Source organism: Acidobacteriota bacterium, from assembly GCA_016716905.1.
Classification (GTDB): domain Bacteria; phylum Acidobacteriota; class Vicinamibacteria; order Vicinamibacterales; family SCN-69-37; genus SYFT01.
Window position 1 is genome coordinate 490474 of record JADJUS010000004.1, and the last position, 18045, is coordinate 508518.

At 64.9% G+C, this 18045-nt stretch carries 13 protein-coding genes; 6 read left to right on the forward strand and 7 right to left on the reverse strand.

The features are described 5' to 3' along the window. Positions 1 to 60 precede the first annotated feature (60 nt). Positions 61 to 3312, forward strand: a complete 3252-nt coding sequence (locus IPL75_06075; protein MBK9239824.1) for a PD40 domain-containing protein — start codon at positions 61 to 63, stop codon at positions 3310 to 3312. Positions 3313 to 3568: 256 nt separating this feature from the next. Here the strand turns inward: IPL75_06075 and IPL75_06080 are convergent, their stop codons facing one another. Together IPL75_06080 and IPL75_06085 are read right to left on the reverse strand one after the other, a co-directional pair. Further along, positions 3569 to 4549 carry a transcriptional regulator gene (locus tag IPL75_06080; protein MBK9239825.1) on the reverse strand — a complete coding sequence of 327 codons (981 nt, stop codon included), beginning with the start codon at positions 4547 to 4549 and terminating at the stop codon, positions 3569 to 3571. 3 nt (positions 4550 to 4552) lie between these two features. Then, positions 4553 to 5269 (reverse strand): DUF1211 domain-containing protein, encoded by a 717-nt coding sequence (locus IPL75_06085; protein ID MBK9239826.1) that lies wholly within the window; start codon positions 5267 to 5269, stop codon positions 4553 to 4555. A 71-nt stretch (positions 5270 to 5340) separates the two neighbouring features. Between IPL75_06085 and IPL75_06090 the strand changes: the two genes are divergently transcribed. Further along, the gene (locus IPL75_06090; protein ID MBK9239827.1) at positions 5341 to 5562 is read left to right on the forward strand and encodes a hypothetical protein; all 222 of its coding nucleotides are present in this window, start codon (positions 5341 to 5343) and stop codon (positions 5560 to 5562) included. Positions 5563 to 5573: 11 nt separating this feature from the next. On the opposite strand, the gene IPL75_06095 is transcribed toward IPL75_06090, so the two are convergent. Continuing rightward, a complete protein-coding gene (locus IPL75_06095) occupies positions 5574 to 8045 on the reverse strand; it encodes an ABC transporter permease (GenBank protein ID MBK9239828.1) in 2472 nt (823 codons plus the stop codon). A 35-nt stretch (positions 8046 to 8080) separates the two neighbouring features. Further along, positions 8081 to 10774 carry an AMP-binding protein gene (locus tag IPL75_06100; protein MBK9239829.1) on the reverse strand — a complete coding sequence of 898 codons (2694 nt, stop codon included), beginning with the start codon at positions 10772 to 10774 and terminating at the stop codon, positions 8081 to 8083. A 77-nt stretch (positions 10775 to 10851) separates the two neighbouring features. Between IPL75_06100 and IPL75_06105 the strand changes: the two genes are divergently transcribed. From IPL75_06105 to IPL75_06115, 3 genes are all read left to right on the forward strand, one after another. Beyond that, complete coding sequence (locus tag IPL75_06105; protein ID MBK9239830.1) at positions 10852 to 11382, forward strand: redoxin domain-containing protein; 531 nt, start codon at positions 10852 to 10854, stop codon at positions 11380 to 11382. A 1-nt stretch (position 11383) separates the two neighbouring features. Beyond that, the gene (pdxH, locus tag IPL75_06110) at positions 11384 to 11971 is read left to right on the forward strand and encodes a pyridoxamine 5'-phosphate oxidase (GenBank protein MBK9239831.1); all 588 of its coding nucleotides are present in this window, start codon (positions 11384 to 11386) and stop codon (positions 11969 to 11971) included. A 62-nt stretch (positions 11972 to 12033) separates the two neighbouring features. Next, positions 12034 to 12744, forward strand: a complete 711-nt coding sequence (locus tag IPL75_06115) for a TIGR00730 family Rossman fold protein (GenBank protein ID MBK9239832.1) — start codon at positions 12034 to 12036, stop codon at positions 12742 to 12744. On the opposite strand, the gene IPL75_06120 is transcribed toward IPL75_06115, so the two are convergent. Beyond that, entirely contained in the window at positions 12690 to 13535 is an 846-nt protein-coding gene (locus IPL75_06120; GenBank protein ID MBK9239833.1) for a universal stress protein, read from the reverse strand. The two genes, IPL75_06115 and IPL75_06120, sit on opposite strands and share 55 nt — an antisense overlap. A gap of 53 nt (positions 13536 to 13588) precedes the next feature. On the opposite strand from IPL75_06120, the gene IPL75_06125 reads away from it, so the two are divergent. After that, positions 13589 to 16231, forward strand: coding sequence for a GNAT family N-acetyltransferase (locus IPL75_06125; protein ID MBK9239834.1), 2643 nt, complete (start codon positions 13589 to 13591; stop codon positions 16229 to 16231). 102 nt (positions 16232 to 16333) lie between these two features. Here IPL75_06125 and IPL75_06130 read toward each other — a convergent pair whose 3' ends face one another. Further along, a complete protein-coding gene (locus tag IPL75_06130) occupies positions 16334 to 16789 on the reverse strand; it encodes a universal stress protein (protein ID MBK9239835.1) in 456 nt (151 codons plus the stop codon). A gap of 150 nt (positions 16790 to 16939) precedes the next feature. Then, positions 16940 to 18040: a PAS domain S-box protein gene (locus tag IPL75_06135; GenBank protein ID MBK9239836.1), complete on the reverse strand. Its 1101-nt coding sequence runs from the start codon at positions 18038 to 18040 to the stop codon at positions 16940 to 16942. Between the last annotated feature and the right edge of the window lie 5 nt (positions 18041 to 18045).

Consider the following 18045-nt stretch of genomic DNA (forward strand, 5'->3'; position numbering starts at 1 on the left):
AGAAGTTGTGATCGCGCGGATGTTCGCCTGCGAACGGCCTCGTGATGTACTGTGCGCGCCATGGGACGTCTCCTTTTTCGTGCCGCGTTATTTACCGCACTTGCATCGTCATCGGTCGTCGCGCAGGGACCGGTGCCCCGTGCGCAGGGATCAGTGCCGACGGTGATCGCATCCGAACCCGGAATTTCCCCGGACGGCGCCGAGATCGCATTCGCCTCAGGAGGCGACATCTGGTCTGTGCCTTCCGCCGGAGGAGAAGCACGGCTGCTTGTGTCACACGAAGCCACCGAGCGTCGCCCGCTGTTTTCGCCCGACGGCCGCCGCCTGGCCTTCATGTCATCGCGCACGGGCGGCGGTGACATCTATGTGCTCACCCTTGATTCGGGCGCGCTGCAGCGGCTCACTTCGGATGACGGACAGGAGACGCTGGAAGCGTGGTCGCCCGACGGCCGCTGGGTCTACCTCTCTGCCACCGGCCGCGACATTGCCGGGATGAACGACGTCTATCGCGTGTCGGCCGAGGGCGGCACGCCGATGCCCGTGAGCGATGAACGCTACGTCAACGAATTTCACGTGGCGCCGTCGCCCGACGGATCGTCCCTGGTGGTCGCTGCACGCGGAATTTCATCGTCTCAGTGGTGGCGGCGCGGCAGCAGTCACATTGATCAGTCTGAGTTGTGGTGGATGTCTGCACTTGACGGCACTCCCGTCTATCGCCAGTTGACGACGCGCGATGCGCGGCAGGTGTGGCCGATGATGACCGCAGACGCACGATCGCTGTATTACGTGTCAGACCGCGGGGGCGCCGAAAACATCTGGATGCGCGCGATGCCGGGCTCGCCGGGCACGGCGGGGCTCGACGCCGGGCGGAAGGTGACGACGTTTACGGACGGGCGCGTGTTGTTCCCATCGCTGTCGGCGAACGGAAGAGTGATGGTGTTCGAGCGGGAGTTCGGTGTGTGGACGTTTGACCCGACGACGCGGGTCGCGCGCCAGGTGCCGATTCGTTTGAAGGGCGCGTCTGCCGTGCCGGTCTCAGAGCGCCAGCGCGTCACCAACGGATTTTCGGATCTGGCATTGTCTCCCGACGGCCGGAAGGTGGCCTTCGTAGCTCGAGGCATCCTCTTTGCGGCGTCGGCGAAGGATGCCGGCGACGCCACGCGAGTGACCACGTTGCCGGGGATTGTGTCGCAACCCGTGTGGGCGCCCGACAGCCGGCGGCTGGCCTATGTCGCGGCGCGCGACGGTGCGCAGCGCCTCTACCTGTACGACTTCGTGTCGAATCAGGAGACCACGCTCACACGAGGAGCCGGCGTGGACATCTCGCCGGTGTTCTCCCCCGATGGCACCCAGATGGCGTTTCTGCGCGACCGTCGCGAGTTGCGCGTACTGACGCTCGCGACCTCTGCCGAACGGGTGCTCGCTTCGGGTGCATTTGCGGATGCGATTGATACCCCGATACCCGCGTGGTCGCCCGATGGCAAGTGGGTCGCGTTGTTTGCCATCGGATCCAAGTCATTTACAAACGTCAGCCTGGTGCCGGTCGGCGCACCCGGTGGACCGCCGCGCCCGATCAGTTTTCTCTCGAATGTCTACGCCAACTCGCTGGCCTGGTCGCCCGATGGGCGCACGATGTTCTTTGACACCCGGCAACGCACCGAGCAGGGCCAGCTGGCGCGCGTGGATCTCACACGGCGAACACCGAGATTCCGCGAGGACCTGTTCCGCGATCTCTTTTTGACGCCCGCGCGGCCTTCGGTTCCCGTCCCGCCGCCTTCCGCCTCTGCTCCTGTCGGAGCGACGACGGACAAGCCGCCCGCACCGCCGGCCCAACCCGAGCCTGTGTTCGAGGGTGTGCGTGGTCGCCTGTCGCTGCTGCCGCTTGGTCTGGACGTCCAGAGCGTTACCGTCAGCCCCGACGGAAAGCTCGCGCTCGTGGCGGCTGCGGCGGCCGGACAGACGAATCTCTACACGTATTCGCTGGACGAACTTGGCGAGCGGCCGGTCGCGCGACAACTGACGACCACCGCCGGTGCGAAATCAGATGCGCAGTTCAGCCCTGACAGCCGCGAGGTGTATTACCTCGACGCGGGGCGCATCCAGATTGCCACCGTTGAGCGGCGTGAGGCGCGCCCGCTGGCCGTCACCGCAGAGTTCACCACCGACTTCGCCACCGACAAGTTTGAGGTGTTTCGCGAGGCGTGGACACTCTTGCGCGACAACTTCTTTGATCCGGCGTTCAACGGTGTGAACTGGGAAGGGTCACGCGAGCGGTACGGGCCCCTGGTGGCTGCGTCCGCCACGCCTGATGAAATGCGGCGCGTCATGAGCCTGATGATTGGCGAATTGAATGCGTCGCATCTCGGTCTTTCGGGGCCAGGGGGTGGGGCACCTGTCGTCGGGCAGTTGGGATTGCGATTCGATCGGAAGACCTTCGAAACCAGCGGTCAATTGCGGATCACCGAGGTGGTGATGCTGGGGCCGGCCGACGTGTCGGGCCAGGTCAAGGTGGGCGACTACCTCCGTTCGGTCGGGGGGCGTCCCGTCGTCGCGGGGTTCAACCTCGACGAGGCGCTGGCACATACCGTGGACCGGCGTGTGGCGATCACGGTGTCGTCCACGCCCAGCGACACCCCTCGCGAGGTGGCGCTCAAGCCGATCGATCAAGGGACAGAGAAGTCACTGCTGTACCGGCAGTGGGTCGAACGCAATCGCGAGTACGTGCTCAAGACGAGCGGCGGAAGGCTCGGGTACGTGCACATGGTCAACATGAGCGCGGCAGCGCTCGACCAACTGCACATCGATCTGGACGTGGAGAATCACGAACGCGATGGCGTGGTGATCGATCTGCGGAACAACAACGGCGGATTCGTGAACGCCTATGCGCTTGATGTGTTCGCGCGCCAGCCGTACCTGAAGATGTCGCTCCGGGGCCTGCCTGAATCGCCCGCGCGAACGGTGCTGGGCCAGCGCGCCCTCGAACTGGCCACGGTACTGGTGGTCAACCAGCATTCGCTGTCGGATGCCGAGGACTTCACCGAAGGCTACCGCACGTTGAAGCTGGGACCGATCGTGGGTGAGCCGACGGCCGGCTGGATCATCTATACGTGGAACCAGCGGCTCGTGGACGGGTCAACACTGCGGCTGCCGCGTATGCGCATTCGCGCGGCCGACGGCTCCGACATGGAAATGCACCCGCGTGGCGTTGACGTTGACGCGACCAGGCCGCTTGGCGAGGGCGCTACCGGACGGGACAGCCAACTCGATCGCGCGATTCGCACGCTTCTGACCAGATTGGGATTCGCGGAGTAAGACCATGGACGCGATTCTTGTCATTCGTAATGGCGAAATGTCACAAATGTCCGAAATGGCGAACTGCGGACAGATCAATGCAGGGGAATGTTCGAATGTCCAGGGCGCGCAATGAACGAATGACCCTGGAGCAGCAGATTCAACCATTGACCACCAAGGACATTCGAACATTCTTCCCTGCAATGGTTTGTCCGGCATTTCGCCATTTCGGACATTTGTGACATTTCGCCATTACGCCCGGCGCCCTAGCGGCGCGTTAGCGGTAATGTTGCGCCGCGCGAGTGAGTTCATCGCGAAGCGAATGAGCGAGCGTCGTCGGCGCAATGACCCGCACGTCCGCGCCGAACCCAAGAAGCCAGGACCGCAGTGCCCAGTCGTTTGAGACGTCCAGCGTCATCCGCACCCGGCCATCCTCGAGGACGCTGACCTGCTGGGACTCGTGCCACGTCCGGCCCTGCACATAGGGTGCGGCGCGTGCGGCGAACTCGACTTCGATGCGCTCAGGTTCTGCCGAGAAGACTCCAAGCGATGCCCCGAAGATGTCGTTCGGCAACTCGCGCGTCTTCCGGAACGTGGTTTCCTGCACTGAGAGCCGTTCGATTCGCTCCACGGCAAACGTCCGGAACTCCGAATATTGCGGCACCCACGCCACCAGGTAGACGCCACCCTGCGCGAGCGCCAGCCGGTACGGCTGCACGCTGTACGCCTTCGCGCGCCGACTCGCCGCGGAGAAATACTGCATTTCGATGATGCGGCGATCACGCACGGCTTCGAAGAGCCGGCGGGTGACGTCCACCAGCTCTCGCCGCGCCCCTCCGGCGCCAGGAACGGCCTTTGTGGAGACCACCTGCGGAAGCGTTGCAAGAAACTCACGCATGCGCGGATTCAGCGCGCCTTCAATTTTTGCCAGGGCCGCGCGCAGCTCGTCGGCCAGCGGCCACGCCGACAGCGCTTCAACAATCGAGCGGCTCAGATACAGCGCAGCCACGTCCTGCACACTCAGACCGGCTTCGACCGAACGAAACGGCTGCGCGTCCAGCTTCCAGCGTTTGGTGTCGTGCTCTTCACCCTCGTCATAAATCGCAAACCCGGCTTCCTGCAACGCCTGCAGGTCGCGTCGAATCGTTCGCGTGGTGACGCCCGCCTGTTCTGCCAGATCGTGAATGGTCACACCGGTGCGTGACGACTCGACGGCGCGCAGAATCTGCCACTGACGAATGACTTCAGCGTTGCGCACCGGCTAGTCCTTCCGGTCGTCGGCGGGCCCGGCCGCCAGTTCAGGAGCGATGCTCGCCAGGCGTTCCTGTGCGCGCCCGTTCTGATAGCCATTCCAGCCGTGCAGTGGTCCCATCAGCCCGTACACCACGCCCGCGTAAAACGTCTGGTTCGGATAGAGCCACACAAGACCCAGCGACACGACAGCGAGTCCCGCGCTGTACAGATGCGCGCGCATGCTGTAGCGGAGGATGACCTGCTCGAGCGACGTGAGTTCGAGCTGGACACGCCGCCGCCACGCGTGCAGGTGCAGCAGCAGGAACAGACCGAAGATCATCAACACGCCCGCGCTATAGACCGTGAGCACCAGCGGGCCGTTCAGTTCGTCCAGCGACGGCAGACTGGCCCGGTTCATCGTGAGCGGGCCGATGAGTGTCAGCGTCAGGTACTTCAGTGGGAAGACATAAAACAGCACCACAAACAACAACATGCAGTTGAGCGCCGTCGTCCACGCATCCTGCAGACCGTACCGCCGGAAGAACACGTTGTGCTGGTACCAGATCCACGAGACCATCGCGAACGTCAGGCCAAACGGCAGGAACCCTCCCACCAGCTGCCGGAGTTCTTCCGTGTTTCTGGGCGTGTCCAGTGAAACGACGAGCAGCGTCAGCGCAAACCCGAACACGGCATCGCTGAACGCTTCCAGTCTGGAGACGTCGCGATGGCGTACCGGTACAGGCATTCGCGCGATTTTACGCTCATTTCACGGAGGTGTGACCCGTCCTGTCTCAGGCGCCCCGCAAACTCGTGCCCATGGAGGCACACATGCAGCGGTTCCACGGCACGGCGGCCAGGCAACTGGTTCTGATTGAGAACGTCCAGAGTCCAGGGTCCAGGGTCCAGAGTCCGGGGTCCAGAGTCCAGGGGCCGGCGCGGATTCGGCTGATGCAAAAGGACCTGTATGCCGAGCTGACTCGCCGGCGCCGGCGCGCGCAGATCGCCGCGCGGCACATCATCGACGCGCCGCAAGAGTAGGGCGCACAGCCCTACTCCTCGCGCAGGAGGCGCGCGAGTTCCACGCGGCCCGCGCGGACCGCGGGGCGCAGGCTGACCGCCATGGCGAGGCCCAGAATCAGGGCGCAAACACCCGCGAGCGTGGCCACGTCCAGCGGCTTCACCTGGAACAGGAACGCGCGGATGGTCTCGGCGCCAAGCCACGCGAGTCCCAGGCCCGCGATGAGTCCCACGCCAACGAGTGTGGCGGTTTCGCGCAGCACGAGAGTGCCGAGCTGCCGCCGCGTGGCGCCGAGCGCGGCCCGAATGCCCATCTCGCGTTTGCGCGCCGCCGCCATTGTCTCTGCCAGCACGTAGGTGCCGAGCACGGTCAGCAGGAGGGCGATGACGCTCAGCGCGCCAAGCACAGAGACGCCGAACTGTTGCGGCCCCATCTGCAGGCCGATGCGATCCTGCAACGTCATGAACGGGGCCGGCGTGATCTGTGGGTCAATCGCGCGAATGGACGCCATCGCTTCGCTGATGGCGAGGCCCGCATCCGACCTGGCCCGCAGGGTCACCGTCCTGCCAAGCGTCGGCGCCTTCTGCGCGAGCGAGTAGTAGATGGCCAACGGCTCCAGCACTCGGACACTGGTCACGACGTCAGGAACCACACCGACGATCCGGACGACGGCCGGCGGTTGGCCGGGTCTGCTGAAACTCTCTGCGAGGGTGTGGGTCAGCGGGTCGCCGCCGCCAGCGATCAGCCGGCCGAACGATTCGCTGACGATGACCACTGGCGGGGCATTGGGGCCATCCTCGGCCGAGAAATCACGCCCTCGGAGAATGCGCAGGCCGACCGTGGAAAAATAGTGCGTGTCCACCTCGAGGAACGGCACGAATGACGGCATCACGCGTGGTTCGCCGTCCAGCCGGAGTTTGCCTCCACCACTCATCCCGCCACTCGACTGGCTGAACGCCACGGATTGAATCGATGGATTGGCCATCAGGCGTCGGTTGAGATCAGCGAAGAAGTCATTCGCGCGCGCAGGAGAGTAGCCGTACGCGCGCAGTCCGACGCTGCCGGAGACGAGGCGCCCCGGCTCGAAGCCGTGATTGAGGTTCAACGCGGCGACGAGGCTGCGGCCGAACAGCCCGGCGCCCGCGAGCAGGACCAACGTCACCGCCACCTGCGTGCCGACCAGGACCATGCGCAGCCGGCGGCGCGTCAGCCGCGGCGTCGCACCGGCTCTGGCGCGAAGCACATCGGCGATATTCGCGGAGACACCGAATGCGCCGGCGACGAGTCCGATCAGCGCGCTGCTGACGAGCGCCGCTGCCGCCGCGGCGGCGAGCGTCGGCAAGCCAGCCGACAATTCGAGCAGCCCCAGGTCGACTCCGCCTGGCAGCTGGAACGTTGAGATGCCGGCAAACAGCCACATCGTCAGGGGCACCGACAGGAGCGCGCCTGCCAGCGTCAGCAGGGCGCCCTCGGCGACGACGCCCGCCATTAACCCACCGCGGGTCGCGCCCAACGCCAGGCACATCGCGAACTCGTCGCGCCGGGCCTCTGTGCGAATGAGGAGCAGCATCCCCACCGTCAAGCCACCGATGAGCAGCAGCAGGCCGACTGTGGTGGCCAGGAGTCTCGTGAACTGACGCATGCCATCGCGACTCGCTTCCGGAAGCGCCGAGGTATTGATGTCGGTCAAAACTGGCGTGCCGCCGCGCCGCATTTCAACGGGCAGGCCTTCTCTGTATGTCTCAACGATCTGACGGGCTTCTTCGGCTGTACCCGGCGTCTTCAGGCGGCCAAGTATGGTCAGCCACTCCGTTGGTGACGAGCGGTTCGACCCGTCCATGAAGTAGTTCATGTTGGGATCGATGAGAGTCCTCAGCGTATCCAGCGGCATGTAGATGTCGGGTGCGGTCGTCAGCGACAACCCGCGGAACTTCGGCGGCGCCACACCAACAATCGTGGTGGCCGTACCGCCGACGCTCAGGGTCTTGCCCATTATGTGAGGGTCGGCATTGAGGCGCAGACGCCAGTATCGATCCGACAGTACCGCCACCGGCGGCGCGCCGCGTTGATCGTTCTCTGGCCTGAATCCCGCGCCCATCGTCACGCTGATGCCCAGCACGTCAAAGAAGTTGCCGCTCGCAAACATCACGCTGCGGCTCATGGGCACGTCACCTTCCTTGACCATGAGCGTGTGGGAGCCGGCGGCGGCGACTTCGGCAAACGCCCCGCTGTCCCGGATCGCGGGAAACTGAGGGTAGATATGGGTGTACGAGGTGCGGCCTGGCGAGCCGTCGCGTCCGGCCGACTGCATTCCCACAACTTGCAGACTCTCAGGCGACTCCACAGGAAGCGGCGAGAGCAACACCGCCGACAGCAGCGTCCACGTCGTCGCGGCGGCCGCCAGGCCACACGCCAGCGTGATCACCGAGGCCACCGACGCACCGGGCTGTTTTACCAACCGCCGCAGCGCCAAACTGATCTCGTCCGATCGCAGTCGTGGCATCACGCTCCCCCTTCGTTTGCGCGTTAGGACGCCGGCTACCCAGTCGTTGGTTTGCGCCGAATGGCGGCGTACATCCGTTCCACGGCGGCGCGGAGTGCTGCCGTGCCCTCGGCATATTGCCCGCGCGCCACGGTGAGCGGTTCGCTGAACTGCATGACCACTCGAGCGCCCCCGCCCGGCCACAGTCGCTTCCACTGAAACGATCGGCTCCTCGGCCACAGTTCAAACAGGCCGTCCATGGCCACGGGTACGATGGGCGCGTTCAGGTGTGCAGACAAAATCGGCGCGCCCTTCTTGAAGGTCTTTAATTCGCCGTCGATCGTGCGTTCGCCCTCGGGGAACAGAATCAGCACCTTGCCCAGCCGCAACCCTGTGGCGCCTGCGCGCATCGCGCTCTCGAGGTTGGAGTCGGAGTCCACCGGAATGACATTGGTGAATCGCGCCACCCACTTCATGAACGGCGTCTGGTAATACTCGGCAGCGCCTACGGCGAAGACCTGCCGCAGGGTGCGGAAGGGCACCACGCCGAGCATCAGGAACGCATCCAGATACGACTGGTGATTGGGACTCAGGATGTAGGGTCCCGTCTGGGGGATGTGCTGCTGCCCCGACGCGCGGAGGCGGAAGAACGGCCGGATGATCCGAATCAGCACATAGAAGATCAGCGCCCGCCCGAATGTCGATCGACTCAACTGTGCGTGATGTTCGGGGTCCGGAGGCTGGTTGAGCAGCGTCTCCCACATCTGGTTGCTGTGGTCGGACTGGTCCACAGTCGCGTCAGTGGCAGCGCCAGCCGTAGGCGTTGCGACGAGCACCGCGTCCACGAGTTGCCGTACGGTGAAGATCGTCGCTCGAGCCTCCGGCGCAACCCGTCGTCCGTGCTGCTGTTCAATCAAGCTCAACAACTCCACGCGCTCCATCGAATCAAGCGCGAGGTCCAGGTCCAGATTGGCATCGGGCCGCACCTCCACTTGTGGAATGCGTGCGCTGATCGTGGCCATGGCCGCGGCATGGGCCGGAGTCTGCAGCCACGTCGTCTCCTCGGGAGACAACGGCCGCGCCTCCGCCGCTTCAGCTGTCACCGCTTCTTCACGCAACCGCTTCTCGATTTGATGCCGGCGGATCTTGCCGGTGGTGGTGCGCGGCAGGGGTTCCATCCAGATGTCGTACGTGAGGATGCGTTTGTGCGGAGGCAGGTGCACCGACCGGCCTTCCACCTCAAACCGCACCAGTTGCTGCACATTCACGACGCCGCGCTCGCGCAGCACCTGTTCATCAGGCACGATTACCGCATGCAACCGCTCTCCTGAGGCATCGTCATTGCGGTTGAAGCCGAGGACGCAGAGTTCCTTGATGACTGGCGCCTCGCGGTAGTGCGCTTCGATCTCCTCGGGATAGAGGTTCTTGCCCGAGGCCAGTACGATCATCTCCTTCTTCCGGCCCGTGATGTACAGGCGGCCGTCGGCATCAAGGCGGCCAAGGTCGCCGGTGTAGAGCCAGCCGTCGCGCAATGTCTCGGCGGTGGCATCGGGCCGGTTGAAATATTCCCGCATGATGATGGGGCCGCGGATCAGGATCTCGCCATCCTCGTGCTCACGGGCTTCCTCGCCGGATTCGCGTGGAGCGATCTTGATCTCGACACCCTTGAGCGGGTGGCCGACCGACGTCGTGTACTTGTCTCCCGGTCGCATGATGCACGCGCCGCCCGAGGTTTCCGTCAGGCCGTACGCGTTGAGCAGGTTGAAGCCCAGACCATACAGGTTGCGCCCGACGGTCGGGTCGAACTTCGAGCCCCCGGTCACCAGCACTCGCATGTTCGGTCCCAACACACGATGGATCTTTGCAAACCACCGGCGTCCGGGGTTCACCCCGGTGTGCGTGCGCAGCCAGTCGTTCGTGCGCAGCAACACGCGAAAGAGCGTGCGACGCACGGCGTTGGACTTGCCCACCTCCGACATCACGCGCTCATGGATGAGATAGAAGAACTGCGGCACGCAGGCGAGGATCGTGATGCCGCGCGTCTGCAGGGCCCCTAATAGCGAAGTCGAACTGACGGTTTCAAGGAACACCACCCGCCCGCCGACAGCCAGCGGCAACAGGAGGTTCGCCATCTGCGCCAGCGAGTGGAAGAGCGGCAGCACACCAAGAACGGCGTCACGATCGGTGACGTCCACCACCGAGAATGCCGCCAGCCGCTCAGCCTCAAGGTTCCCATGTGTGAGCACCACACCTTTCGGGTCGGCGGTGGTGCCCGAGGTGTAGAGGATCACGGCGGCGTCATTCGGACCGCGCGCGACCACTGCCGGCGGCTCGCCTGGCGGCGTGGGCTCATGGAGCAGGCTGACGAGGAACCCCTGCCACGGTTCCACCGCCTTGCGAACCGTCTCCACGTACCGCGTGGTCGTGAAGATCAGACGCGCGCCCGAATTTTCGATCACCGTGCGAACCTGCGCGGCCTTGTAGGCCGTATCCAGCGGCACAGCGATGGCGCCCAATCGCAGCACGCCAAGGTAGGCGGCGATCCATCGCGCGTCGTTGTCGCCGAGGATCGCCACCCGGTCGTTCGGCCCCACACCCTGCGTGTGCAACCACGCGGCGAAATCGGACGATTCCTTCGCCAATTGGCCGTAGGTGGTGCTCCTGAGCTGGTCGGCGGTCTGGAGTTCGATCGCCGGGAGAGCCGAGAAACGGCTCGCGGCTTCCGAGAAGCGTTCGTAGAAGTTGGCCATGCAAGGGATAAGATAGGCGCGAACAGGAGGCCCGCAACATGCGGAAAGTGACTTTGTTTGGATTGGCCGCGTCGCTCATGGTGACAGGTCTGGCTTCGGTCGGCCAGGCTCAGACTCCGGCGCCGGCCCAGACCGCGGCTCCGGCCGTGGAACTGAAGGTTGGAGACGTCGCCCCCGATTGGTCGTTGGCCGGCTCGGACGGCAAGACCTACAAGTTGTCGGGGCTCAAGGGAAAGGCGGTGGTGCTGGCCTGGTTTCCCAAGGCCTTCACCGGTGGTTGAACGGCCGAGTGCAAGTCGCTCCGTGCGAGCGGCGAGACGATTCGACAGTTTGATGTCGCCTACTTCATGGTGAGCCTCGACGACATTGAGACCAATACCCGCTTTGCGAAAGAACACGAAGCGGACTTTCCCATCCTTTCGAACCCCGAAAAAAACGTGGCGTCCGCGTATGGCGTCCTGAATCCGGCTGGTACCGCCGCGCGCCGGTGGACCTTCTACATCGGGGCCAACGGCAAGATCTTGTTCATCGACAAACAAGTCAGCACCGGCACTGCAGGCGACGACCTCGCACGCAAGCTCGGCGAGCTGGGAGTGAAGCGGAAGTGATATACGTCAAGGTGTGACTGATCCGATCGCACACTATCGAGAGTGGTTTGACGAGGCGGCTTCTCGGGGCGGATTCGACCCGAAAGCCGCCTGCCTTTCTACCGTGGGTGACGATGGCCGGCCGTCAGGCCGAATGGTCCTGATCCAGTACGCCGACCCCCGCGGCTTTACCTTCTTCACCAATCTTCGATCCCGAAAGGGTCATGAACTTGAGGCTTGCCGGCACGCCGCCTTGTGCGTGTATTGGGGGCCGCTCGATCGTCAGGTGCGCATCGAAGGCGATGTGGTGCCGGTGCCCGACGACGAGGCCGATCGGTATTTCGCGAGCCGTCCGCGCGAGAGCCAGATCGGCGCCTGGGCCTCCCGGCAGAGCGAACCGCTCGCCGATCAGGCCACCTTGTGGGCGCGGGTGGCAACCGTCGCCGCGAAATACGTGGCCCGTCCCGTGCCTCGGCCGCCGTTCTGGTCGGGCTTCCGGCTGGTGCCGCACCGCATTGAATTCTGGGCCGCACGCACCGGACGCCTGCACGAGCGCCGGTTGTTTACCCGCACCGGCGAAGATTGGACCAGTTCGTGGCTCTTCCCATAGACGACTCACAGCGGCCAGACCGGCTCCTGCTCGAAGGCCCCAACTCCCGGTGGCGTGATCTCATGCTGTTGGTGCGGGCCGTGACGGACTTCGTCCGCGGCTTTCGCCGCCTGCAGTTTGTCGGGCCCTGCATCGCGATCTTTGGCTCCGCGCGTTTTGGCGAGTCTCACCCGTACTACCCGCTGGCGCGTGAGGTGGGGCGGCGCGTGAGCGCGATGGGTTTCACCGTCATGACGGGAGGCGGTCCAGGCCTCATGGAGGCCGCCAATCGCGGCGCTCACGATCACGGCGGTCTCTCGGTGGGGTGCAACATCAAACTGCCCTTGGAGCAGGCGCCCAACAAGTACCTGGATCGTTGGGTGACGTGCCACTACTTCTTCGTCCGCAAGGTGCTGCTGTTCAAGTACTCGTATGCGTTCATCGTGCTGCCGGGCGGCCTGGGCACACTCGATGAACTGAACGAAGCGTTGACCTTGATTCAGACGAAGAAGATCGCCAATTTTCCCGTGGTGCTGATTGGGATCAAATACTGGGAGCCGTATCTCGCGCTCTTGCGCGAAATGGTGCGCGAAGGGGCGGTGGGGGCGGCAGATCTCGAATTGCTGAAGGTGACCGATGACCTCGATGAGGCGATCGCGCACCTTGAGACCTACACGGTCAGTCCATTTGGGTTACGGCGGGTGAGCAAGCCCGCGTGGTGGCTGGGGGAGCGGAAACTTCAGCGCGACGGCACGGCCAGCACCGGCGCATCCGCATCACGCAAAACCCGATAGGCCGTGGTGCCTGGGCGCTGCCCGGCTGAGCTCCCGCCCAGTCCGACGACGATGAGGGCGTCACGACCGGAGGCGGCGTCCACCAGCATCTGAGCCGCGTTCCCACTCCGGACATCGTTCGTCCATCGAGCCGGAACGCTGGCCTCGAGCTGAACCCGTGCGTCGCGTCGCGCGCGCTCCACCACCTGTGCCACGAGCGCGTTCCATCCCTCCGGGGCTGCCAGCTCGGGCACCGCATGCAGCCCCGTCACCGGAACACCGAGCAGTTGCCCCAAATCGTCGGCGACGGCTATGGCGGAACTCGCCGCATCTCCGAAATCGGTACCGACGATGATTTCGGCCACATGCAGGCCGGTTTCGGACCGCGCTGCGGCGCCACGAGGAACAGCCAACACCGGCGTGGCGGCTTCGCGCAGCAACCGGGTGGTGGTGGAGCCGAACCACAAGCGGCCCGCGTGTCCCAGGCCCTGGGTGCCCACCACGATGAGCGCCGCGCCTGACGCGAGCGCCGTCCCGTTCAGGAGTCCGGCGGGTTCGCCGGTCGCAATCTCGGCGCGCCCGCGCCGGGCATCGCCGATGGCGGCGGCCACAAACGCATCCAGTTCGGGCTGCAGGGTGGTTTCAAGGGCATCCGCGCCGTATTCGAGCTGGGCCGCGTTTGCGAGCAGCGGTTCCACGGCATGCACGATGACCAGCGGCTGGCCCAGGCGTTGTGCCATGAAGTCGGCCCAGCGCAGTGCACGTTTTGAATCGTCGGAAAAATCGACACCGCAGACGACAGGCCCCGTCATGAATACTCAGTGTCCTCCGACACACGCATACCGTCAAGGGATACGCTGTAGGAATGATTGCCGACGTCGTGCTTCGAGATGGCAGTACCCTTCACATGCGGCCCGCTACACTTTCCGATCGCGCGGGACTCCCAGTCACCTTCCTTTCACCGACCGGTTCTCACGGCCACTGGCTGAGCGCGCTCTCTGTGGAGCCGCCCGCTCGTGGGCACGTGATCGTCGGCGAGGTCGGGGGCCAGTTGCACGTGGTGGCCGGGTATCGGCGCACCGAGGCCACTGGCGAGGACCGTGCCGAGGTCGCGATGGCCGTTGCGCCAGGGTTCGAGGGGCGCGGCATTGGCACCCGCGCGCTCGAGTTGCTGGCTGCCCAGGCGCGGTCCGAGGGTGTGCGGACGTTTGAGGCCTGGGTGCCGCGCGGGGATCGCACCGTGGTCGATCTCTTCGCCTCGTCGGGGTTTGAGGTCAGCCAGCGCGATGATGCACACGCAGACGTGTTGTGCGTCTCGCTCGGTCTTGGGCCCACGCCCGCGTTTCTCGATCGGAGTGCCGCGCGCGCCCGCGAGGCTGCGTCGGCATCGATGCGATCGTTCTTCGAACCCGTGGGCGTGGCCGTCATTGGAGTGAATCGCGAACGCGGGCGCATTGGCAGCGAGGTCTTTCACAACCTGCTTGCGGCCGACTGCGCGGTGCCGGTTTATCCGGTGCATCCCGATGGCGGGGAGATCGAAGGGCGGCAAGCCTACGCGCGCGTGGGTGACATTCCCGGAGAAGTGGATCTGGCGGTGGTCGTGGTTCCGGCGACCCTCGTGCTGGACGTGGTGGAGCAGTGCATCGTCAAGGGCGTGAAGGCGCTGGTGGTCATCTCAGCCGGGTTCGGCGAGGTGGGCGCTGAGGGGCGCGCTCTTGAAGCGACGCTGCTCGATACGGTGCGGCAGGCCGGCGTCCGCATGGTGGGCCCGAACTGCATGGGCCTGCTGAATACCGATCCGGCCGTGCGGCTCAACGCCACGTTTTCTCCCGTGTATCCGCCGGTGGGCGGCGTCGCGATGTCCACACAAAGCGGCGCGCTGGGTCTGGCCATCCTCGACTATGCCCGGCAATTGGGGCTCGGCATTTCGACGTTTGTCTCTGTCGGCAACAAGGCGGATGTTTCAAGCAACGATCTGATTCAGTACTGGGCCGACGACCCGCACACCCGCGTCATCCTCCTGTATCTCGAGAGCTTCGGCAATCCGCGGAACTTCAGCCAGATCGCCCGCCGCGTGGCCCGCGTGAAGCCGATCGTGGCCGTCAAGTCTGGGCGGTCGGTGTCGGGCGCGCGCGCCGCCTCCTCGCACACCGGTGCCCTCGCGTCGAGTGACGTGGTGGTGGACGCGTTGTTTGCGCAGGCCGGCGTCATTCGCACGAATACGCTCGAAGAACTGTTCGACGTGGCGACATTGCTCGCGCATCAGCCGGTGCCGCGAGGGTCGCGCGTGGCGATTGTGACCAACGCCGGTGGCCCAGGCATTCTCGCGGCGGATGCGTGTGAGGCGCAGGGCCTGCAGTTGCCGCCGCTGTCGGATGCAACCGTGGCCGAACTGCGATCGTTTCTGCCGGCCGCGGCCTCGGTGGGAAACCCCGTGGACATGATCGCGTCCGCATCCGCCGAGAGTTATGGCCGGGCGTTGCGGGCAGTGTTGCGTGACGACCGTGTGGACGCCGTGTTGGTGATCTTTATTCCACCGCTCGTGACTCACGCGGAAGATGTGGCTCGCGCGGTTCGCGCAGCCGCGCTCACGGTGCCCGATAAACCCGTGCTCGGTATCTTCATGTCGGCCGAAAGCGCGACGGGTCTGCTGGCGCCGATTCCGCGGTTCGAATTCCCCGAAAGCGCGGCCGTGGCTCTGGCCAGGGCGGCGAAGTATGGCGCCTGGCTCAGAAGTCCGGTGGAGCCACCGCCCGAGTATGCCGACATCGATCGCGTCGCCGCCCGTCGTCTCGTCGACGCGGGCCTGGCGCGGGGAGGCGGATGGCTGACCCCGGAAGAGGCACAAGGGCTGGCCGTGGCTGCCGGCATCGCTGTGCCGCCGTCAATCCTGGCGCTGTCGGCAGATGAGGCCGTGGCTGCGGCGCGATCCATTGGTGGCACCGTGGTGCTCAAGGCCGTTGGGCCCACGATCCTGCACAAGACCGAAGTGGGAGGCGTGCGCGTGGGCCTCATCGGCGACGACGCCGTGCGCGAGGCATGGACCGAGATGGCGGATCGCCTGGGTGCGGCCGACCACGGCGGTGCGATGACGGGTGGCCTGGTGCAGGCGATGATCGGTGGTGGCGTGGAGATGCTGGTGGGCGTCACTGACGACCCGATCTTCGGTCAGGTCATGGTGTGCGCCAGCGGTGGCATCCTCGCGGAGTTGCTGCACGACGCCGACTTCCGGCTGCATCCGCTGACCGGACGGGACGCCGACGACATGATCGCGTCTCTACGCGGCGCGGCGCTGCTCAAGGGCCATCGCGGCTCCGCGCCTGCCGATGTGCCGGCGCTGCGCGACGCCCTCCTGCGCGTCTCGGCGCTGGTCAGTGTGTGTCCCGAGATTCAGGAACTCGACATCAATCCTCTGCGGGTGCTGACTCGCGGCGCACATGCACTCGACATCCGGGTGCGTGTGGGCGCCGCGCGCACCGCTGCGGCGACGCGGAGGATTACTTATTAATGAGCGAGGCGGTCAATGAGACGCGCATTTCGTAGCGCGGCGTGGGTTTCAACGCCGCGAGACAGTGGCGGCCTTGAGACCCAGGCCGCCCTACGAGGAGGCTCATTTCTTCTGTGCGCCTTTCACCGTCAGCACAGGCGCGAGTGAGCGCCGCACAATGCGCTCGGCGACGCTGCCCAGCAGCAGGTGTCCCACCGCGCCTCGGCCGTGTGTGCCGATGACCACCAGGTCGATGTGGTTCGTGTCGATGTAGTCCAGGATGCGGTCCACCGGCGTGCCGATGGCGGTGGACGTGGTCAGTCCTCCCGCGGGAGCGTGGTCAGCGGGAATGAGTTCGCCCAGCCGGGTGCTGGCCAGCGCCTCTGACTGCGTCAGCAGGTCAACCAGGGGCAGCGTGGAAATTTCCGTGCCCCACGGATACACATAGGGCTCGGGGACCACGTGAAGCAGGTGCAGGTGGCTGCCGAACTCGGTGGCCAATGCCCGCGCATAGTCGAGCGCCGCGCTGGCCGGCTCACTGAAATCTGTGGGAACAAGGATGTGGCGGATGGCGACCATAAAACCCTCCGCCATCTTTCACAGCAAGGTTCGTACCGGGCAAAACGACCTCTGAGCAAAAAACGACCTCTGAGGTAATTACCGCGGGTAACAAGAAGGTAATTACCTCAGAGGTCGTTTTTGCCCAGAGGTCGTTTTGCGCCCATTTCCTCATTTGAAATGAGGCGCCCACACAACGGCGACCGTGCCCCCATTTGGAGGGCACTCAAGATTCAACGTGCCACCGTGCGCGCCGAGGATGCGGCGGGCGATAGCCAGGCCAAGCCCCGTACCGCGATGTTTGGTGGTGAAGAAGGGCTCAAACAAGTGGTCGCGCGCTTCACGACTGATGCCGGGTCCGTCGTCGTGAATCCTGATCACACATCCGCCCTGCGACGCCTCGCAGGTGATGCGAAGCTGGCCCTGTCCCTCCATAGCCTGGGCGCCGTTGATCAGCAGATTCAACAGCACCTGGCGCAGTTGCTGCACATCGGCGGTAATCACATCGTCGTGCCCGTCAACGCCGGCAAGCGTGACGACGATGTCGGCAAAGATGGGATCCTGCCGGACGAGTGACACCGTGCTCTCGAGCAACTCACGCACAGGCACAGGCGCCAGCACCGGGGGGCGTGGCCGTGCATACGTCAGCAGGTCCTGCACGATGTCGTTCAGTCCATCCACCCGCGAAATCACTTCGCGGATGATTCCGTGTTCGGGGCTGGCTGGGTCCACGCGCCGCCCAATGACCTGGAGCGCGCCACGGATGGCCGCGAGCGGATTGCGCACTTCGTGTGCGACTACGGCCGCCATCTTGCCGACCTGCGCGAGCGCGCTCTGCTCACGCAGTGCCGCCTCCGATCGTTTCCGCTCCGTGATATCGAATCGAATGGCAACGTATTGATAGGGCTTGCCGCGGTCGTCGAGGAACGGGACGATCGTGGTATCTACCCAATAGTCGTTGCCGTCCTGGGCCCGGTTGCGCAGCTCGCCATGCCAGACCCTCCCGCGGCCGATGGTCTGATACATCTCACGAAAAAACTCGGTCGAGTGCAGGCCCGAGTTGAGAAGGCGGTGGTTCTGCCCGATCAGGGCATTGCGGGGGTACTTCGAGATCTCGCAGAACTTGTCGTTGACGTAGGTGATCGTGCCGTCCACGTCCGTGGTGGCCACGATGGCCGACTGGTCGAGCGCGAACTTGATGTCGGCCAAGTCCTTGACGGATCGCTGGAGCGCCTGCTCCATTTTCGTTGAACCGGTGGTGGCGTCAGTCATGGCCC